General features: G+C 43.3%; 18 protein-coding genes. 12 read left to right on the forward strand and 6 right to left on the reverse strand.

Annotation, left to right across the window (positions count from 1 at the left end; translation table 11 throughout):
* Together P5V12_RS05870 and P5V12_RS05875 are read right to left on the reverse strand one after the other, a co-directional pair.
* Positions 1-264 (reverse strand): acyl carrier protein, encoded by a 264-nt coding sequence (locus P5V12_RS05870; RefSeq protein ID WP_316956411.1) that lies wholly within the window; start codon positions 262-264, stop codon positions 1-3.
* 32 nt (positions 265-296) lie between these two features.
* Entirely contained in the window at positions 297-1,619 is a 1,323-nt protein-coding gene (locus P5V12_RS05875; protein WP_316956412.1) for a hypothetical protein, read from the reverse strand.
* A gap of 202 nt (positions 1,620-1,821) precedes the next feature.
* Between P5V12_RS05875 and P5V12_RS05880 the strand changes: the two genes are divergently transcribed.
* From P5V12_RS05880 to P5V12_RS05925, 10 genes are all read left to right on the forward strand, one after another.
* On the forward strand, positions 1,822-3,369 hold the full coding sequence (locus P5V12_RS05880; protein ID WP_316956413.1) for a DHA2 family efflux MFS transporter permease subunit: 1,548 nt from the start codon (positions 1,822-1,824) through the stop codon (positions 3,367-3,369).
* A 31-nt stretch (positions 3,370-3,400) separates the two neighbouring features.
* The gene (locus tag P5V12_RS05885) at positions 3,401-4,582 is read left to right on the forward strand and encodes an HlyD family secretion protein (RefSeq protein ID WP_316956414.1); all 1,182 of its coding nucleotides are present in this window, start codon (positions 3,401-3,403) and stop codon (positions 4,580-4,582) included.
* 209 nt (positions 4,583-4,791) lie between these two features.
* Positions 4,792-5,790: an aldo/keto reductase gene (locus P5V12_RS05890; protein ID WP_316956415.1), complete on the forward strand. Its 999-nt coding sequence runs from the start codon at positions 4,792-4,794 to the stop codon at positions 5,788-5,790.
* A 45-nt stretch (positions 5,791-5,835) separates the two neighbouring features.
* Complete coding sequence (locus P5V12_RS05895) at positions 5,836-6,930, forward strand: iron-containing redox enzyme family protein (RefSeq protein ID WP_316956416.1); 1,095 nt, start codon at positions 5,836-5,838, stop codon at positions 6,928-6,930.
* 45 nt (positions 6,931-6,975) lie between these two features.
* Positions 6,976-7,731, forward strand: coding sequence for an AfsA-related hotdog domain-containing protein (locus tag P5V12_RS05900; protein ID WP_316956417.1), 756 nt, complete (start codon positions 6,976-6,978; stop codon positions 7,729-7,731).
* A 17-nt stretch (positions 7,732-7,748) separates the two neighbouring features.
* Positions 7,749-9,380, forward strand: a complete 1,632-nt coding sequence (locus P5V12_RS05905; protein ID WP_316956418.1) for an FAD-dependent monooxygenase — start codon at positions 7,749-7,751, stop codon at positions 9,378-9,380.
* Positions 9,364-10,227 (forward strand): alpha/beta hydrolase, encoded by an 864-nt coding sequence (locus P5V12_RS05910; RefSeq protein ID WP_316956419.1) that lies wholly within the window; start codon positions 9,364-9,366, stop codon positions 10,225-10,227. Before P5V12_RS05905 ends, P5V12_RS05910 begins: the two co-directional genes overlap by 17 nt.
* Positions 10,217-10,840, forward strand: coding sequence for an HAD-IB family hydrolase (locus P5V12_RS05915; RefSeq protein WP_316956420.1), 624 nt, complete (start codon positions 10,217-10,219; stop codon positions 10,838-10,840). Before P5V12_RS05910 ends, P5V12_RS05915 begins: the two co-directional genes overlap by 11 nt.
* Positions 10,841-10,875: 35 nt before the next feature.
* Positions 10,876-11,427 (forward strand): pyridoxamine 5'-phosphate oxidase family protein, encoded by a 552-nt coding sequence (locus P5V12_RS05920; RefSeq protein WP_316956421.1) that lies wholly within the window; start codon positions 10,876-10,878, stop codon positions 11,425-11,427.
* A gap of 361 nt (positions 11,428-11,788) precedes the next feature.
* Positions 11,789-11,974: a hypothetical protein gene (locus P5V12_RS05925; protein ID WP_316956422.1), complete on the forward strand. Its 186-nt coding sequence runs from the start codon at positions 11,789-11,791 to the stop codon at positions 11,972-11,974.
* Here the strand turns inward: P5V12_RS05925 and P5V12_RS05930 are convergent, their stop codons facing one another.
* Positions 11,975-13,753, reverse strand: coding sequence for a SulP family inorganic anion transporter (locus tag P5V12_RS05930; RefSeq protein WP_316956423.1), 1,779 nt, complete (start codon positions 13,751-13,753; stop codon positions 11,975-11,977). It lies immediately after the preceding gene.
* Between the two features lie 126 nt (positions 13,754-13,879).
* Here P5V12_RS05930 and P5V12_RS05935 point away from each other — a divergent pair, with 126 nt between their 5' ends.
* Positions 13,880-14,218 (forward strand): zinc ribbon domain-containing protein YjdM, encoded by a 339-nt coding sequence (locus P5V12_RS05935; RefSeq protein ID WP_316956424.1) that lies wholly within the window; start codon positions 13,880-13,882, stop codon positions 14,216-14,218.
* A 76-nt stretch (positions 14,219-14,294) separates the two neighbouring features.
* Complete coding sequence (locus P5V12_RS05940; protein WP_316956425.1) at positions 14,295-15,623, forward strand: SLC13 family permease; 1,329 nt, start codon at positions 14,295-14,297, stop codon at positions 15,621-15,623.
* Between the two features lie 91 nt (positions 15,624-15,714).
* Here P5V12_RS05940 and P5V12_RS05945 read toward each other — a convergent pair whose 3' ends face one another.
* The 3 genes from P5V12_RS05945 to P5V12_RS05955 all read right to left on the reverse strand — a co-directional run bounded on the left by P5V12_RS05945 (position 15,715) and on the right by P5V12_RS05955 (position 19,266).
* Positions 15,715-16,353, reverse strand: coding sequence for a response regulator transcription factor (locus P5V12_RS05945; protein WP_316956426.1), 639 nt, complete (start codon positions 16,351-16,353; stop codon positions 15,715-15,717).
* A complete protein-coding gene (locus tag P5V12_RS05950; RefSeq protein ID WP_316956427.1) occupies positions 16,350-17,513 on the reverse strand; it encodes a sensor histidine kinase in 1,164 nt (387 codons plus the stop codon). The genes P5V12_RS05945 and P5V12_RS05950 overlap by 4 nt, the downstream gene beginning before the upstream one ends.
* Positions 17,514-17,880: 367 nt before the next feature.
* Positions 17,881-19,266 (reverse strand): ABC transporter substrate-binding protein, encoded by a 1,386-nt coding sequence (locus P5V12_RS05955; RefSeq protein ID WP_316956428.1) that lies wholly within the window; start codon positions 19,264-19,266, stop codon positions 17,881-17,883.
* Between the last annotated feature and the right edge of the window lie 211 nt (positions 19,267-19,477).

Genomic DNA, 19,477 nt, shown 5'->3' on the forward strand with positions numbered 1-19,477 from the left:
TTAGGCAGCCCGTTTTTGAATGAGTTGTGTTAATGAACCGAAAGATGCCAGACCGTCAATGTCTTCGGCTTGTTGGCCAAAACCAAAACCAAAATCCTGGCTGATTTTTACACTTAGCGAAACGGCATCCATACTGGATAAACCGTATTTTCCGATAAAGTCTTCTTCAGCACTAAGACTGATCTCATCGACACTAATACGTTTTATCTCCGCAATAATGGTATTTAGTTTTGTTTCGATTTCCTGAATAGTTAATCCACTCATAATTCTTCCTCATTTTTAATAATGTAAACTGTTTATCCGGCGGTAACGGCCGCTTCTTCGTTTTGCGTTAGGTTTATGCCGTCGGCATAGCTAAGCAGGCGTTCCCTCAAACTGGTTTTTACCGTAACCGCAGTGGCGTCTGACAGGCACGGGCTTGGATAGACCAAACCGATAATCTGCGAACCGTTAAATTCATAACAATGTGCAACCATGGAAAAGTTGGCTGATACTCGATTGGCTAGCATGCGGTAATCATTAATGATTAAATCACCGTAACGGGTTTGAATGCCCACTTCGGCCATGTTGGTAATACCCGCCCCTTGAGTAAAGGCGATATTATTTTGCATAACATTAATGCCCTGATTTAGCGCCGATAGATTACTTGGCAGTTTTTTTAAACAACCCAGCATAATGTGTTGCATCAATTCGCGGTTGTAGTGTTCGGCAAGGGCGTTCAGATCCATTTTTTCCGGTTCTAACATATTGGAAGCAATAGCCATATAACAGCCCAGTGGGTGTTGGTATTCTGGATTGCTGTCCTGTAAAAAGCGAAGCGATACGGCCGTGCCAAAAACAAACGGTGCATGTGCCAGGCCCGCATCCGCAAGTGCCTGACAGAGTGCAGCGCTGATCACTGAGTGTGGCTTTAATTTGTCCTGCTGGCAGCGTTCAGTAAATTTACTATTTTCTTCTTTCGATATAACCAATGTCTGCCAGTGGGTCTTGCGGTATTTGATTGGGCATGGGCCATCGTGAGGCTGCTGGTAGGCAGAAGGTGTGGCAAACGGTGGTGTGCCATCGTGCAGCAAATCATCAATCGGTTTTTGCAACGGGTAGTGAGTTAACTCGGGTAGTGTATTTTCTGCCAAATAGTGAGCAGCACTCAGGAAAAAAACGTTGCCAATTTCATGCATGCCATTTGCGTCGATAATGGAATGATGTGCAGATAAAATAAGCGCGTTCTGATTGCTGTCCAGGCATTTAACCAGTTGTAACCGCCAAAGTGATTTGTTGGCATCAATTGGTGTGTCTACTGCGTTATGAATAAATGTATCCAGACTTTCAGACGTCATGGTTTCACAGTAACTGATTTCTATCTGGTCAAGGTTGACGCCTTCACTAAACCATAGGGTATCGTCTCTTTGCTCGATTTTACATTGTAGCGCCTGATAATGAGCATGAATGTGGCTTGCAATATTACGAAATAATTCGGCAGTAATATCGCCGTTAAAATAGATAACCTGAACTCCCTGAGTTGAGCCATTCAGCTTTTCATGAAAAAGCGCCATGCGCATTTCCATTTCCCCCAGTTGACGAAGAAAACGTTGATCGTTACCTGACGTGTTTGTGTGCATTGTTAAGACCAGATATAAGATTTTGCGTAAGTTAAATAAATGGTATCGACAATCCGGATGCTAAGTAAATAAAAGCGCTATGTAATATCTGACAGGTATTTCAACCACGGTAAATCGCTAGCATAGCGCCACCCGTTAGAGGCTTAATATTGTTGTCTGACGTTGGAAAAATTAATTCTGTAAATAGGTAAGCAGAGAGTGTATGAGTACGGCGATTTTAGATAATACGTCTAATATGGAAAGCAAAAAGTGGCTAATCGCTTTATCTGTTTCTATGGGCGGAATCATGTCATCGCTCGATACGTTTATCCTGTATGTGGCAACGCCAAATTTGCGGGGAATATTCTCCGCGACTATCGCAGAAATCAGCTGGATAAGTACCAGCTACGCAATCGCATCGATGATGTGTATGTTTTTATCCGGTTGGGCGGTAAAACGCTACGGCAGTAAAAATGTTTATCAGACAGGTCTACTGCTATTTGTTACAGGTTCTGCTTTGTGTGCATTTTCGTTGTCTTTGAATCAATTGATTATGGCTCGTGTTATTCAGGGGCTGGGTGCTGGTATCCTATTACCAGTTGAAGGTGTGATACTGCGCAGAACCTTCCCGCCTGCACAGCATGGCTTGGTGTTGGGCTTATACGGCACGTCGATTATGTTGGGGCCGGCATTTGGTCCAATGCTTGGTGGAATTATTATTGACCAGTTTAGTTGGCACTGGGTATTCCTGGTCAATATTCCTATTGGGCTGATCAGCTTTGTGATGGTGCAGGAATTTGTCCAAAACGAAACCAGTGAAATAAATAAAACACTGAGTTTTGATACGTTCAGCTTCTTTTACTTAGCCGTGGCGGTGGTGAGCCTGGTCTGGCTTCTGGAAAGAGGGGATAGAACCTTCTGGTTTGAAGATAAGAAAAACATCTATCTTCTCATTACTGCGCTGTCCTCCTGGGCAATGCTATTCGCCCATTCATTATCTATCTCCAAGCCTTTGTTGGATTTCAAAATATTAGCCAACCGGGCATTTAGCACCGCTAACAGCATGAACTTTCTGGCGGCGTTTATCATCACTGGTACGTTGTTTGTGCTGCCCATATATATGCAGGAACTGTTAACTTTTTCGCCGACTCAGGCCGGTATGGCGATGGCACCAAGAGCCTTCGTTATGATGTTGGCCTTTCCTTTGGTCGGTTGGTTATTTAACCGGGTGGGAACGCGTATTCTTATATCTATCGGGCTGTTCTTTGGTATATGCAGTGGTTTAATGATGTGTGATTTTACCTTTGAAACCGGCTGGCAGGACATGATTTTCCCTCAGGTCATTCAGGGTCTGGGGGCTGCATTTATTCTTGGTCCAGTAACCACTGCTGCGTTAATCAGTATTCCAAAAGAAAAAATGCCTGGTGCGGCCGCGTTGGAATCCACCACACGCTTGCTGGGCAGTACTTTGGGTATCGCGGTATTTGCCAGCTTGATTACCCATTACCAACTGCGTACCTGGGAAGTACTGCGACACAATGTTACGCTTTTTAGTACCGTGCTGTATAAACGTTTCGCCGGAGTAATAGATTTTTTTCTGTCAGAAACCCCCAGTAATACGTATGCAATGGAAAAAGCGTTTCAGGCATTGAATGGACGTGTTACTCAGCAAGTTCTGTCGATTACCTATATGAATATATTTCAAATCATTACCGTGGGTTTCCTGGCAATGGTTGTTTTATCCTTTTTTATCAAAACCAAAAGAAATTAACTTTAATCAATGCACATAGATGGTTATGTCAATGAATATTAAGCGCCTTATTTTATCCGACTATCGTTACCAGGTCGGCCTAATCATTCTTGTTGTTATTCTTGGTATCAGTATCCGTGGCTACGCTACACGTAATGTTGAATACACCAATAACGCAACGGTTCAGTGTAATTTGATTGACGTTGTTTCAGAAGTGAATGGCGTAATCGAAAAAGTGGATTTTGAAGATGATCAATGGGTAAGTCAGTCTGATGTTGTGATTCAGCTTGAGCCGGATCTGTTTCGTGCTGAGCTTAATCGTGCGCAAGCGGCGTTGGAAATACGCAAAGCCAATTATCAGGAATCCTTGAATGCGGCCGCGTTACTGAAAATTGAAATCGGCCGGGATCTTGATACGGCGAAGGCGGATCTGGATTCTGCTCAGGCGCTATTTTCATCGACAGAAGCGGCCATTGTTGAAGCGAAGAACGAACTACAGTCGAACAAAGCCGATGCGTTATACCTTAAGGAAAATTATTATCATCTCACCCAGCTTTATAAAAAACAGGTGACTTCCGAGTTGGAATATAAAAATGCCAAGCGCCAACACGAATCCAAGGCGGCGATTGTTGATGCATTAAAAGCAAAAGTGCAGAGGTTAACGAATTTAAAAGAAGTGGAAAAAACTAAAGTCTCCGCAGAAAAAACCAAATTGCAGGCTCTACAGGAATCGAGAGAAAACCTGTTGGCCAATGCTGATATGCAGGTGAACACCGCGAAAGCGGCGGTAGAGGTGGCTCAGGCGGAATTTGATTTAGCGAAACTAAATCTGGATAGAACGCAGATTCGCGCTAAGCGAAACGGCTATATTTCCAACAGGCGAACATCCAGTGGTGATTACATAGAAATAGGGCAGCCAATCGCCAGTATTGTCTCCTGTCAAGAGAAACCCTGGATTCAGGCGAATTTTAAAGAAACCCAGGTAGGCGAAATGAAGCGGGGGCAGAAGGCAATATTTACAATCGATACATACCCTGGTGTAAAGTTTGAAGGCGAATTGCAAAGTATTTCCAGTGGGAGTGGTTCAATATTCAGTGTGCTTCCGCCCGAGAATGCTTCTGGTAACTTCACTAAAGTAGTGAAGCGTATGCCGGTGATTATTTCCATTAGCGATCCAAAGAATGCCGTATTCAGAATAGGGGCGTCAGCGAACGTGAAAGTCTATACTGAGTGATATTGTTGTCAGGTAATTAACTTGTAATCATTTTTGTTGTGATATTGAAAGGCGCAGATATATATCTGCGCCTTTTTCTGTGTTTATTTTGAGATTTTATTTTTAAATTTAAAACGAGAAAATTTTATCCTGTAATATCTTTCATCTTGTTTGTAAGGAAGAAAAAAAATAGCATTTTTATCGTAAATTATAAATTCGGGGTGATAAAAATGTTACGCAATATAGGAAAGTCAAAACTTCCTGCAGTTGGTTTGGGCTGTATGGGAATGAGTGAGTTTTACGGTAAAACGGATGACGACGTTTCGCTGAACACGCTTATGAAAGCCTTCGAAATGGGTTATCGCCATTTTGATACGGCGGACATGTACGGCAAAGGCCACAACGAAACGTTATTAGGGAAGTTTATCAATCATCCCGAAATGAAAAGAGATGATATTTTTGTTGCGACCAAGGGCGGCATAGTCCGGGATCCAAATAATAAATACAGTGTCTCGGTAAACAGCAGTGCGGATTATATTAAAAAGGCCGTTGATGATTCACTGCAACGTTTGAAGACGGATTATATCGATTTGTACTATGTTCATCGATTGAGCCCTGAATCGTCCCTGGAAGAAACGATGGCGGTACTCTCATCGCTAAAGGAAGAAGGGAAGATTATTAATGTTGGTCTGTGTGAAGTCTCAGAAGAGCAGCTAAGAGCAGCAAATAGCCTGACACGAATTGCAGCCGTGCAAAGCGAGTTGTCTTTATGGTCCCGTGATTCCGAAGAAAGTGTATTACCTGCCTGTATTGAATTAGATGTGGCTTTTGTTGCATTTAGTCCTTTGGGACGTGGCTTCTTGAGCGGAAACATCGACAAGAGCTTTATGAGCAGTGCGGATAGTGAGTTGGATTTCCGTAAGAGACTACCAAGATTTAGCGAAGAAAATATTGATAAAAATATCGCTCTTGTTAAAGAATTGGAACAAATTTCACAGGACGTTGGTGTTTCAACCTCCGAGTTGTCTTTGAGCTGGGTTCTTCAGCGCTCACCAAATGTTCATATTATTCCTGGAAGTAAAACCGAGAAATATCTTGCCAGTAATTTCTCTTCCCAGGAAGTAACGCTTGAGCCTTCCGTTATCAGTCAGTTGGATAAAATCTTCTCTGATGATGCGGTTGCCGGTTCCCGTTACCCACAAAAAATCCTAGAAAAATCTTCAACCTAAAAATTTGAACCAATCCATTACTGGAATAATTGGAGTAAGAATACCATGAGCCTTGAAGCAACTTCTTCACCGCTTACCGCCGAAGTAAACCCGAATTTATTGTTCCCTGTTACATTGGAAGACAGTACAACCCTTTCTCATGCTGTAAGCCAACTGTTAAAACGAGAGGCGCCATATCGCTCTCTTCGCGATAACCCAGAGGAACTGGATCATTTGCGACAGTTGTTAGCAACCGTTACCAAGCATTTTGAAGGTTCCAACAACGATACCGTGGCGTATGAGTTACATAAGACACTTAACACTATTTACGACTACCAGATTAATGCGTCAGATAGTGCCTCTCAGTTTGATCCGATTCTGATGGAGATCATGGCTGAGCTGGAAGCTGCGTGGATCGGTTACGAAAAAAGCCGTCTTCCGGCGGAAGAAATACCCGTTGAACCGAAAGCATTCGCTCGTTGGTTAAAAACTTACATTCTAGAGCATCCTTCCTCTAATCATCCTATTTATGGTTATTTGTCAGATGAAGGTAGTTTTAAAGAGATGTCTTACTTCTTTTCCCAGGAAGTGACGATTGATCCGCGTTTTGATGACCTGATTGCCCTTATGCAAGTGGGAGTTGAAAATCCCGGTATAAAAATGGAACTTGCCAGTAATTTCTGGGATGAAATGGGTAATGGTAAACCGGAAGAAGTGCACACCAAAATGTTTGCCAGTTTGTACGATGAATTGGAAATATTTGGCGAGAACGAAAAGTTCCTCGATGTATTAGGCCGTGCTTCCTGGCAGGCGTTGGCATGTGGCAATACGTTAATGTACTCCGTGTTACACAGAAAAAATCTTAACCTTGGTTTAGGTGCCCTGGGAACCGTTGAAATTATTTCTCCCTATCGTTTTTCCTTGCTCACCAAAGGTTTTAAGCGTCTTGGTCTTTCAGAAAAAGCATCTGAATACCACATTACTCATATCTCTATTGATGCTCGTCACGGTAACGGATGGTTAACTAATGCCATTACTCCGACAGTGGCAGAAAGTGAGGAAGCCCGTCATGAAATTTTCTTCGGTGCGATGTTGCGCATGAATACCTCTATGGACTACTGCCGCTTTATCGAAAGTCAATTTAAACAAGGGCTGCAATAGCCCTTAGTTTTTTGGTTAAACCGTTTACTACATGGAGACGATGCCATGACTGCACCGTTTTATATTATTGTCGGCGATGATTATCGCGGCTTCTCTGATGAAGACAAAGCATTTGTTTTGTCAGATTTTTACGAAAAAATGTTAAAAAATCAGGGCTGGCCGGAAACAAATGCCAAAGTTGTTCTTGGGCAAGGCGTGAGTTATCACGACAGAGAATTTTTGAGCCACACGTTAAAAAAACGTGGAGTGGATAATTTTTATCCTTTACCGGAAGTTGCGCCACTAGACGTGACCCATAAACGATCTCAGGAAAATGTACTGATTTCCAAACCAGAAAAGTTCTCTCAATATCGGTATAGATTTGATCTTTCCATTACCGATAAAGTGGATCGTTTATCTGACCATGTGACCGGCAAACATGTCGGGGCTATGTTGTTGATGGAAGCATCGAGACAGGCAACGATTGCCGTTTTGGAAGACGAATATTGTTCGACTGCCGAAGTGGATTACGGGCTCATTCTGGATCGTTTTGATAGCCAGTTTAACGGCTACTTATTCCCTTTGCCTTGTACTTTGGATACCAGTATCGAGGAATTACGTTCGTCTTCGAAAAACATCACTGTGATTGTTAAGACAACTGTTTCTCAATGTGGAACCGTGATCGCCAATATTAACCTGGATGTGACTTTGTGTATTACCAAAGTGTTGGACAAAATTGAAGCGAGAAAAGCACAAGGTGTAGTGAAAGATCTGGAGCAGAGTTTTGCTCAGTCTGACGCTCAGCAATTACATATTGCTTGATTCCAGCGAGAATAATCATGTACAGAGATGATGCAGTATTAATTGTCGGGGCGGGGCCAGTTGGCCTTACCCTGGCGAACGATCTGGCGCGACGCGGCGTACCCTATAAAATCGTTGATTCCAAAGCCGGACCAACGGAAGACAGTAAAGGTCTGGCAATAAATATTAGCAGCCAATACGGTTTGCAGTTGGCTGGCCTGGGTAGAAGTATTGGTAGAGAAGGGCAATCGATTTCTCGCCTGAATCTGCATTGGCAAGGTAAACGCTATTCGTCAATTAATTTTAGTTGGTTGCCCTTCGATATCCAGTCGCTTATTACGCAACCTCAATCGGTTACGGAAAATGAGTTGCTAGAACAGCTTCAATTGGCTGGCAAAGGTGCAGTAGCCTGGGGTGAAGAAGTTGTTCATATCGAGGAGCAGGAAAACTCGGTGCTGGCGACACTAAAACGTCTGGATGGAGAAACCTATACCGAGTCATACAAATACTTGGTGGGGTGTGATGGCAAACGAAGCTTAACCCGTGAACATATACAACCTGATTTTTCGGGTGTCGATTACGATATGTTTTTTGTGTTGGGTGATTATGAATTATCTCTGCCTTATGACAATAATGAAGTTCAGTACTATATCTACCCGGATACGTTTTTTATCTTAATTCCGATTGGTCAGGATCTATGGCGAATCGTGGTGAAGTACGACGGTGAACTACCTGAATCAAAAGTATCGTCATCAGAAATCAGCAGCATACTTCAAACCTACCTCAATCCGGAAATTGTTCTGGCTGAACCTAAATGGATATCACGGGCACCGTTTTATAATCGTGTAGCCAGTTCTATCCAATCTAACAGAGTGTTTATCGCCGGTGATGCGGCGCATTTGTTCAGCCCTATTGGTGGAACTGGAATGAATACGGGTATTCAGGATGCCTTGAATTTGGGATGGAAGCTGGCATTTGTACATCATCAAATGGCTCCTGAATCGTGTTTGAACTCATATAACGAGGAACGTCAGCCTGCAATTAAACAGGCAGCAGATTTATCCGATTTATCAACGCAGTTAATTACGCGAACGATAACAGAACATTCGATTATTGATCAGCTCGCGCCTGAACAGGGTAACCGAAAAATTCAAAGTCGGATTTTGCCTTATTTGCATTCCGGTTTGGCACAGAAAATACAACTGGCTAACTCATCGGATGAGCATGATGCAGAACCTGATATCGGCAAGCTTAGCCCAAGGGTTTTTGCTTTGCTTGATGAAGGTAAGATCGATTATCTACAGAAGAACAGTTATTGGTGTTTCATTAATCTTGAATTGCTACACGGGCACGAAGAGCATCTGAATCACTTCTTATTTGAGCTGGAGGAAGATATGCATATAGGACGAGTACAGCTTGTTCCTTATTGTTTTAAATCTGCAGTTCAATCTAAAAGCAATGCTTTGGTCTCTTTTCCTCACATTGAAATAGAAAAAATGTCTTGTTCAGACGATGAGTTATCGCTCGTCGAATTGGTTCGTCCGGATGGTTTGACTCAGTTACTTAGTAATCAACTGGATGCAAAACAGGTTCGTCACTTGGTTTTTGGCTCCGAATTATTTAATCATCCATCAGCAGTGCAGGAGAATGATTATGAAGTCCTATACTAAATCCATTCAAGGAATTGAAACAGAATTTCTTGTTTCGGAAGGAGCAGGAGATCCTGTTTTCTTTTTTCACGGTAATTCCAGTGGTGCTGATGCCTACACTGACCTATTACAGTCAGAAGTTGGGGAAAAATACCAATTGGTTTCGGTGAGTTTACCTGGACACGGGAAAACCGATTTACCTGAACAGTATCGACAAGAATTCAGTATTGCCGATATCGGCGCATTTACGGTCGATGTTATTAAAGACTATAACCCAGACCGGTATTTACTGGTTGGCCAGAGTTTGGGAGGGCATGCGTTATTGGAATCCCTTCCACAACACACTAAAGCTGCTGGCCTGTGTTTGATTTCTGCGCCACCTTTCTCTCTGAATACGATTGGTGATGCTTTTTTGGAAGATCCAACGGGCGGCTTACTGTTTCAAAATGTGTTAACTGACGATGAGGTTAAAACATTTGCTCGTGCTTTCGTCTCTCATGATTCAGCTGAGAGTATGCTTTCGCTCATGCAATCCATCCGGGAAACAGACGGTGTATTTCGTTCTGCATTGGGACAAAGTCTGGCCAATGGCAAAGTTCTGGATGAAATCCAATTGTTAAAGGAATTTAAACGGCCAACCTGGATATTGCAGGGGCTGGAAGATCAGTTTATCGCTAAAGACTATTATCAGGCGCTGGCCGGGTATGGCCTTTCCGTTGAGTTAAAACCTTTTGTGAATACCGGTCATGCAATTCAGTTGGATTCGGCCGTTTTATTTGCAACAACAATTGAGCATTTTATTCTGCGTTGTTTCTCTTCGAACGATGAATCCATGCAACCCAATGTTGAGGTGGAATATGAGCACTAAGCTACGAGCGGCATTTTTTGATGTCGATGGTACATTAATTTCGATAAAGAGTTTAATTAGTTTCGCTCGTTATTTGGAAGGTCATGTCCCCGAATCGAATAAAGTCTGTTCTTTGACACTATTTAATGATCAGTTAATCGACAAATTACGTAATGATGTAGCTCGGGATGATTTAAATCGTCATTATTTTTCATTGTATAAACAGTTTACGATTGCTCAAATTCGTGAGTTGGCAAAAAACTGGTTTGATGAAGTTGAAAGTGACGACGATTTCTATATTGCTGAAACATTACAGGAATTGATTCGGTTAAAAGATGAAGGCTATCGTGTCGTATTTGTGACCGGTTCGTTTCAACCGTTGGTACAGGAAATGGTGGAGAAATTTTCTGTTGATCATGTTTTGTGCACTACACCAGAAATTGTTGACGATACCTATACAGGTGAGTTAATTGGCCAGCCTTGTATCGGTGAGACAAAGCGAACCAAAATGCTGAGGTATGCAATAGAGCACGATATTGATCTTGAAAATAGTTGGGCGTTTTGTGATGATGATACGGATATCCCAATGCTTCAGACTGTCGGTAACGGTGTAAGAATTAACGCCGCAGCCTGATTTTCCCACAATCATTAACGTTCAGGACATATTTCATGGGCCAGCAGTTTCCGGCAATTAAAGAAAAGCATAAAGCGTTTATTGAACAGCAAAAAATCTTTTTTGTTGGTACCGCTGCGGATGATGGACGAGTGAATGTGTCGCCCAAAGGCATGGATAGTTTTCGCGTTATTAATGAGAACCGGGTTATTTGGTTGAATGTTACCGGCAGTGGTAATGAAACTGCCGCCCATGTTCAGGTTAATCCTCGTATGACCATTATGTTTAATGCATACGAGGGTAACCCGGTTATTATGCGGCTTTACGGCCAAGCCAGGGCTGTTCATCAGAATGATCCAGAGTGGGAAGAGCTGTATTCACAATTTAATCCGATTCCCGGTGCCCGCCAAATTTTCGATATGCAGGTTGATATGGTGCAGACATCATGCGGTATGTCTGTGCCGTATTTTGATTATGTTGGTGAGCGCGAACTATTAAATGAATGGGCCGAAAAGCAGGGCGAAGAAGGCATCAAGAAATACTGGGCCAAGAAAAATCAAACGAGTATTGATGGGTTTGAAACACATATTCTGGAAAAGAATACGTAACCGCTGTTTTTCCTTTTTATCCAATCTAATTTTCCGAAAACTGTTTGCCGGTGAGTGAGTTATAGCCGGCTTACGTTTTTTGGTTGTTCATTGTGTGCTGCAGCATTTACTGTGCCTCAGTCATATACCACAGCTCTTTTCGGTTCCCCTTACTGCTACCCTTTTCTCGGGGGCATGGCCTTGCTTCAATTCATTTCTTGTCGTATTTTGTTTTCGGCTTTGAGATAGAAGCAGGAAAACCGGAATAAACATGATTCGCGGGCAGTTTATATACAGCAGGTGGTAGTTTGTGACCTAAAAGCTTTGCTCATCTACCTTCATGTATTACAATCAAATTATAATTGATTAGATGGTTTAGAATATGGAATCGAAAACAGCCCGCTTTACTGTTCTTCTTGATCCGCGAAAGAAAAAAGCTTTTGAAGAGCTTTGTGCGGCTCAGGACCTCACGCCTTCCCAAGTGACAAGGCAACTGATTCGCGAGTATTTGGAAAAACACGGTGTAAGTTACACCAGTGACACCATTACCAATCCCCAGGTTAAGTAATTACTTTTCTTCGCTATTCTGTTTACTCTCTGTATTAAGGAAGTTCTCTTTGCTTTGTGCGAGCACCTTTGTCAGTATGGCGCTCGTGTGATCGGGTGATACTTGTGAGCTCGCCAGGGCATCAGTCTGAGACTGAGACAGAGCTGAGCAATACGCATCTTCGAATGTTTCGAAGTTATTTTCATTTCCTATCAGATCAGTAATGCCGGCTTTTTTCAATTTCCGGTTAACTCGACGATTTGCCCCGGAAAGCATCACTGTGACGTGACGTTTTTGCAGTTCCTGAATAACTTCTTCTAAGGTTTGCAGCCCGGTGATATCGATAAAGGGCACCCACTTCAGTCGGATGATCAGATATTTCGGGTCTGTGTGTGTGCCGGCCAAAGCACGTTCAAAATTTTCTACGGCACCGAAGAAAAACGGCCCTTCCACGGTAAAAACCAGTACATCAGATGGAAGTTCAACAACACCCTTATGGGAAAACTCCTGAGAGAGCTCTTGTACGGTTGCCTGCCGGACTTCAACGTTGGTTGCCATTCTATTTAGAAAATGTAGCGTAGCCAGAATAACGCCAATATTTACTGCAATAACCAGGTCAGCAAAAATAGTGAGAAAAAATGTAATCAACAAAATGGCAACGTCTGCCTTGGGCGCGCGCCGGATCATTTTTACAAAGTGTTTTGCCTCACTCATATTCCAGGCAACGACAAATAGAATAGCTGAAAGAACCGCAAGGGGGATGTGTGCTGCTAACGGAGCCAACAACAGTAGCGTTGCGAGTAGGGTAATGGAGTGAACAATCCCGGATACCGGGCTTGTACCGCCGTTTCGAATATTGGTTGCTGTTCTGGCGATTGCACCTGTAGCGGCAAAACCGCCAAAGAGCGGGGCGGCAATATTGGCTAAGCCCTGCCCGATAAGTTCCTGATTGGAGTTGTGACGTGTACCGGTCATACCGTCAGCGACCACGGCAGATAACAGGGATTCAATGGCTCCCAACATGGCGATGGTAAAGGCCGGACCAATTAAGGTAATGATTTCATTCCAATGCAGTCCGGGTGGTTGAAATGATGGCAATGCCTGGGGAATGCCTCCAAATGCAGAACCAATGGTTTTGACGTGGTCAAACTGAAAAAAGTATTGCAGCAGAGTAATTAACACCAAGGCGACCAGTGGTCCGGGGATTTTCCTGATGCCAGGTATACGTGGACTGAAGACAACAATGGCGAGAGAGGTAAATGCCAGCAGTGTTGTTGGAATGTGAAGCAGCGGTAGCAACTGCACTAGTTTTACAAACTTGCTATGGAAGTGTTGGCCGCTTACCGCAGGTAAACCGAAAAAGTCCTGCCATTGGCCAACCCAGATAATGACGCCGATCCCGGCAGTGAAGCCCAGGATGACCGGAGCGGGAATAAATTTAATCATTTTTCCCATTTTTGCCAGACCAAAAAGCAGTAGAATGACCCCCGCCATAAAGGTGGCAACTTGCAGCCCCTGAATGCCATGTTCCGCGGTGATACCTGAGAGTACTACAACAAAAGCGCCAGTGGGCCCTGCGATTTGTAAACGGCTTCCGCCAATGATGGAAACGGTGAAACCGGCAATAATTGCAGTGTAGAGCCCTTGCTCCGGTTTGGCTCCTGATGCGATGGCAAATGCCATTGCCAGTGGTAGTGCAACAACGCCAACGATGACACCTGATATTACATTATTTACCCAGTTGCCACGTTTGAGTAAACCCGCAGTATGCGCTTCTTTCAGGGCGATCATTGATAGCATTGAACCTTTCTAGAATATTACAATGCCATTATAATCGCGTTCTAATTGTTTACAATCTCATTCCGGCCATGTTTTGAGTGAGAATAAGTATTCGCGCTGCTATATCTACTAACTAAGAGGTTTTTCATGAGCGACTCCATCCCACCCTGTCCGAAGTGTCAGTCAGAGTATGGTTATCAGGACCAGAATCTGATTATTTGCCCTGAATGTGGTCATGAATGGGATCCTGAACAGGCTATAGTTGAAGATGGCTTGGTCATCAAAGATGCAAACGGTACCCAGTTGCAAGCAGGGGACAAGGTTACATTGATTAAGGATCTAAAAGTAAAAGGTTCATCGACCGTATTAAAAATCGGTTCCAAAGCCGTTATCAAGCGGTTAGTCGAGGGCGACCATGACCTCGATTGCAAAGTTGATCGTATGGGAGACATGATGTTGAAGTCTCAGTTTGTTAAGAAAGCCTGACTGAGGCGTCTATTCTGCCTTTATTTACACCTCTTTTTTCCTATAACCATAACTTTAATTATTAACGGAGGAGCGTGTGGTTGAGTTAACCAATAGTATGCTCGTGTCAGGTGCCATCCTGTTATTTACATTTATAGGCATATTCACTGAGCATTTACACGGTATTGAACGTGCGAAATTCGCTATGGCTGGTGCCGGTGCGATTATTATAGCTGGCCAGTTCCTCGGGTTTTACTCCCCGGAACTTGCGCTCGAAGCAATTGATTGGAATGTGGTGTTTCTACTCGCCATTATGATGGTGATTGTCTCCATCATGATCAGCACCGGTGGTTTTGAGCACTTAGCTCAATATCTGGCAAGGCTGAGTGGTGGGTCGCAATTTCGCCTGATTGTTTTACTGGGTACCGCCGTAACGGTTATCTCCTTATTACTGGACAACGTTACCACGGTTATCATTTTCGGCCCGTTGATCATTATGATCTGCCAGAAAATGGGTGTCTCCCCTATACCTTATTTACTCGCTGCGGCATTGCTGTCGGATACCGGTGGTGTGGCAACACTTGTTGGTGACCCGCCGAATATGATGATCGGCTCTGCGGCGAATATCGATTTTAATACCTTCTTTATTCATATGGGACCACCGGTTCTTTTAGCCTGGGTGGGTATTTTATTTGGTATGAAGGTGTTGTTTGCCAAGGAACTGGGTGCGCGTGTTGAGCACGAGTTTGATGAAGTTGTCGATTACAAAAACAAGAAGCTTTGGCATAAATCGTTATTTGTAATGGCGGTGATGGTGTTTCTGTTTGTCATTCATCATCACATTGGTTGGGAACCCTGGTTGGTTGCCGCGGCTTGTTTAACGTTGCTGGTGTTTGTTAGTCGTCATATTGAAATGGAAGAAGTGACCGGGGATATAGAAACGCCTTTGCTTATCTTCTTTATTTCGCTGTTTATTGTTATCGGTGGTGTAGAAAAGTCCGGTCTGCTTGAAGTCGCTGGGGAATTCTTTAAACCGGTGATTTTAGAGCATCCGTTGATGGCCGCGCTGCTCTTATTATGGGTGGCGGCAATTTCATCCGCGCTTATCGATAACATTCCTTTTACTGCAGCGATGATTCCGGTTTTAGCCGGGTTGCAGAATGAAGGTGTCAATGTGAGTGTCATGTGGTGGGCCCTTGCAATGGGCGTTGGTATGGGCGGTAACGGTTCTCATATCGGCTCAACCGCGAACGTGTACATCGTGACAATTTCCGAGCGTTTAGCCAGGGAAACCGGTAACCCGAGTTTGGCCATTACACCGGGCATCTGGTTCAGAAAAGGCACGCCGGCAATGTTAATTACCCTGGTGTTATGTAGCCTGTTTATTTGGCTGGGTTATGACTTCCTGTACGTAGAAAGCCTTTAATTATCTAAGAAACTGATTCGCATGCCAGGGAAGGTGGGCGAATATCAATAAGCCATTCCAATTTTAGGTTGTTAGGTGAACGTCCAGCGGCTTAAATCAATCCATATTCAATCGCTTTCAATACTGCGCGTGTCCGATCGCGAACCTGAAGTTTTGCCAGAATAAACGACATACTGTTTCGTACTGTACCCACGGATTTATGTATTGCATGGGCAATTTCATTATTCGAATAGCCTGCTGCAACCAAACGTAATATCTGAATTTCCCCTTGGGTTAATGGTTCTATCTGAGTGTCTTGCAGTGTGTTTGTATTTTCCAGTTGCTGAGTAACTCGTGTAGCTGCAGCTGGGTGAGTCCAATGACCCCCAGCGGCTACAGTATCAATCGCATTCATCAGGTTTTCGAGGCTGACGTCCTTGCGTAAATAGCCTCTAGCCCCCAGTTCCATGCAGCGAATGACCAAATCATGTTCATCAAAAGTGGTTAAAATTAAAGTCGGTAGCTGGATGTCATTACTGTGCAGATATTCCAACACGTCAATACCGTTCATTATTGGCATACGAATATCGAGAAGCATAATATCCGGTATATGTTTGCCAATATAATGTATCGCCTGCTGCCCATCTTCTGCCTGTGCCACTACATCAATTTGATTGTTCAGTTGCAACAGGCTGCATATACCTTGCCTTACTAAATTTTGATCGTCGACCAGAAGGAGTTTAATTGTCATGATCTGGTCTCATCTTCAGGTAGTTGTACTATGAGTTCAAACCCTTGTTCATGATTGTGGAAGCGCAGTTGTCCGCCCAGGTTTTTCACTCGCTCTGCCATACCTTTCAAACCGTTGCCAGGAATAATGTCAGTGTTGGATTTGCCATTGTCATAAATGTTGAGAAGCGGGCCTTGTTTGTTGGTGAGTGAAATGGAGCACTGGCTTGCTTGAGCGTGTTTTATAACGTTGGTCAGGGCTTCTTGTACGCAACGAAACAGTACTTCGGTTTGTCGAGAGTCTGTGGGGTGGTGGTCAATAACTAAATTCACATCCAGGTTGGGAATATCCTGCGTGAGCGTGTGCAGGGCTTCGGAGAGTTGCCAATCTTTTTGCTGGCGAATTTCCGATACGGCTTCGCGCACATCGCTGAGTAAAAGGTGACTGATCGCGCGTGCCTGTTGAATATGTGTCTTGGCGGTATCTCCCTCTACGTGGTTTGCAACTTCCAGTTGTAAGCTCAGGGCGGTGAGATGATGGCCTATTGCATCATGCAAATCGCGGGCGATGCGCAGTCGTTCGTCACGTTTGGATGCAGAACTCAATAACATTTGTGTTGCTTTTAGTTCTCGAACCAGCTGACGGGACTCTTCTTTTGCCTGTCGCTCTGCCAAAAATCGTGTGCATATGAGTAACGCAAACAAATTAAATAAACTATAAAGCAGGACGTTTTCGAATACGTGAGGAAAGTGGTGGATTTGGCTATCAATTATTCCGCCGATAATGGGAATAATTATCGCGATAGCACAGGCGTATCGTGGCCGGAAGAATTCCGGAGTTTGTGACACTACAATAATTGCAAGAATAGCGACGTAGCTAAAATAAAATTGCAGAGACAATGCGAATACAGATAAACAGGAAATGGCCAGGCCCGTTAGACGGAATTTTTGCGGCAGTCGGGTGTTGAATTCCCCGTACGACAACACGTACCCAACCATAAAGGCAACCAATAGTAGCGCGCATAGAATAAGGTTGGGCATGTTCATTGTTGGCATGTCGATATTGCCCATGGAAGACTGAATATCACCAGCGATCCAGGTTCGGCCAAGCAGCAATATAACCCCTAACCAGGTCAAAAATGCCAAATACAATTCTACACGTTGTTGTCGTATCCAATTCATAGGGTTATTGTTTCACAGTTTCTCTCTTCTCCCTATAGACAAATGTCACGATCGTTCGGGGTTATATGTAACGGGCAAAGTACCGTGTTGAATCGTGGCTTATGATACCTGTGATTGTAGGCCGCTCCCTCTAGCCTGCATGTCTCAATTGTTGGGGAGTGAAGATATGTTTAATCATATAAATACGCAGGGGTAAATCTGCTTTTCCCGATTAATCAACGATGGTCTGTGATGAGTAAGGTAAAATATACCAAACTGGATAAGCCAGTTGGAGAATGCCCTCTAATAGGGAATGATAAGCAGGAAAATTATGTTTGGAAAATTGCTTATGCCCTATGATTCTAGATCGGCATTTTTCTCTGAAAATCTAGGTTAATTCTTTGGGATATTGCTGCTTAAGATGTCGCCATTGTTCAACTTGTTTTTGTTCGCCAATTTTTTTAGTTAGTTTTTGCCAGGTAAATTCTGCGTAAGCCAAGGCGTCTTTCGCGCTGATATTTTTGTTGTAAGCCTCTACTATCGATCTCTGCAGCACATTCATGTACTGCCCCTGGCCTTCTATGTATAGATCTGGAATGGCTTTCTTCATGGTTTCCCTGTGAACGTTAAGAAACTCATTTGAATACATTCGCTGTATTTCCGGATTGTTATAGTGCTCTTTCCTAAAAGGGTCAAAGAAACCATTTTCTATTACTGCCAATGTGGATTGCTTGGGTAATACAGAAAACAAACAGAATAAATAAGACAGTTCCGGATATTTGCTTTGACTGGAAACTACATAGTTCCATCCCCAGTTAAAATAAGCTACTTCCGGCGTGGATGAATAGAGCATATTGCCGCGAATTTTTGACTCCGATGAATTGAGATATTTCTGTGTGCCACCCCAGCCGATATTCGCGTAACACCTACCTTCTGAATACAGTTTCCAGTTATCCACTAATCCATTGCCGGCCACGGAGGGGTGTTGATATTTGGATGCTGCCAATAATTCTTCTAATGCTTCAATGCCAGGTTCGTTATTTATGTTAGGGGTCATATCATCCTTAAATGGAAGTTGTTTTTTTGCGTGAAAACGAATCCACCATTCCCAAACCATATAACGAGCAATTCGAAACATTGCGCCGCCATACTTTTGTTTTTCGCTATTGTGAAAAAAGGCCATTTGCTGATCGAGTTCTTGCCAGGTATTGGGGATATCCAGCTTTTTTCCGTATGTTTGTTCGTAGTCTGTAACTCGTATCTTATCCTGTAAGAAGGATTTGTTATAAAACATCAGATAGATGTCACCATCTGTTTGATAACCATATTTTTTACCTTTGTATTTATCTCCCAGATCATAAAGCGAAGACGTGTAACCTAGTTGAGGCTCGTATTGTTCTGCGTAGTCACTGATGTCCAACAGGGCATTTGCTTCAACCAGATCAGGAATGCCAAATGTAGCGGGTAATCCTATGTCGAAGCTGTGTTTGTGACCTAAACTTTCAAGTAATATCTTGGTGTTTATGTCGTCGACGGATGCTTTGATGAAATTAAAATTGATGTCAGTGATTTGAGAAAAGGCTTTCGTTACGGGTAAAAGGTTGGGAAGGCTGCCGTCAGGATACAGTATTGTGAGAGTGGTGTGTTTATTGGTATGTGCCTTGGTGATCGCACTCTTCAGAACCCGTGAAACTTCTGCTGATGCGAACAGAGGTGAAAGATAGAGTGAGCCGATGGCACTTGTCTTTAAAAAGTGGCGTCTGCTAATGTTCACACAAGACCTCTTTTGCATGGAGTCGGTTTTGATAGCCTAGCACATAGGGTTATATCTATCGGATGTTCAAATTAGAAGCTGTGTGAACAATATGGAGTTGTAATCGTTATTAGAAGTTGAAGTAGAGCTGAAATTCGAATATCTGGGAGAGCAAGTTTAAATAACCTTAATCCAGTTCTGTAAGCAGAGCTTAATTGGTATTGAATGTGGA

The sequence above is a fragment of the Teredinibacter sp. KSP-S5-2 genome (assembly GCF_032773895.1).
In the GTDB taxonomy this organism is placed as follows: domain Bacteria; phylum Pseudomonadota; class Gammaproteobacteria; order Pseudomonadales; family Cellvibrionaceae.

Bases quoted from the DNA above. Each gene is read 5' to 3' on its own strand.
- P5V12_RS05870 (WP_316956411.1), bottom strand. From the start codon at position 264: ATGAGTGGATTAACTATTCAGGAAATCGAAACAAAACTAAATACCATT.
- P5V12_RS05875 (WP_316956412.1), bottom strand. From the start codon at position 1,619: ATGCACACAAACACGTCAGGTAACGATCAACGTTTTCTTCGTCAACTG.
- P5V12_RS05880 (WP_316956413.1), top strand. From the start codon at position 1,822: ATGAGTACGGCGATTTTAGATAATACGTCTAATATGGAAAGCAAAAAG.
- P5V12_RS05885 (WP_316956414.1), top strand. From the start codon at position 3,401: ATGAATATTAAGCGCCTTATTTTATCCGACTATCGTTACCAGGTCGGC.
- P5V12_RS05890 (WP_316956415.1), top strand. From the start codon at position 4,792: ATGTTACGCAATATAGGAAAGTCAAAACTTCCTGCAGTTGGTTTGGGC.
- P5V12_RS05895 (WP_316956416.1), top strand. From the start codon at position 5,836: ATGAGCCTTGAAGCAACTTCTTCACCGCTTACCGCCGAAGTAAACCCG.
- P5V12_RS05900 (WP_316956417.1), top strand. From the start codon at position 6,976: ATGACTGCACCGTTTTATATTATTGTCGGCGATGATTATCGCGGCTTC.
- P5V12_RS05905 (WP_316956418.1), top strand. From the start codon at position 7,749: ATGTACAGAGATGATGCAGTATTAATTGTCGGGGCGGGGCCAGTTGGC.
- P5V12_RS05910 (WP_316956419.1), top strand. From the start codon at position 9,364: ATGAAGTCCTATACTAAATCCATTCAAGGAATTGAAACAGAATTTCTT.
- P5V12_RS05915 (WP_316956420.1), top strand. From the start codon at position 10,217: ATGAGCACTAAGCTACGAGCGGCATTTTTTGATGTCGATGGTACATTA.
- P5V12_RS05920 (WP_316956421.1), top strand. From the start codon at position 10,876: ATGGGCCAGCAGTTTCCGGCAATTAAAGAAAAGCATAAAGCGTTTATT.
- P5V12_RS05925 (WP_316956422.1), top strand. From the start codon at position 11,789: ATGGAATCGAAAACAGCCCGCTTTACTGTTCTTCTTGATCCGCGAAAG.
- P5V12_RS05930 (WP_316956423.1), bottom strand. From the start codon at position 13,753: ATGCTATCAATGATCGCCCTGAAAGAAGCGCATACTGCGGGTTTACTC.
- P5V12_RS05935 (WP_316956424.1), top strand. From the start codon at position 13,880: ATGAGCGACTCCATCCCACCCTGTCCGAAGTGTCAGTCAGAGTATGGT.
- P5V12_RS05945 (WP_316956426.1), bottom strand. From the start codon at position 16,353: ATGACAATTAAACTCCTTCTGGTCGACGATCAAAATTTAGTAAGGCAA.
- P5V12_RS05950 (WP_316956427.1), bottom strand. From the start codon at position 17,513: ATGAATTGGATACGACAACAACGTGTAGAATTGTATTTGGCATTTTTG.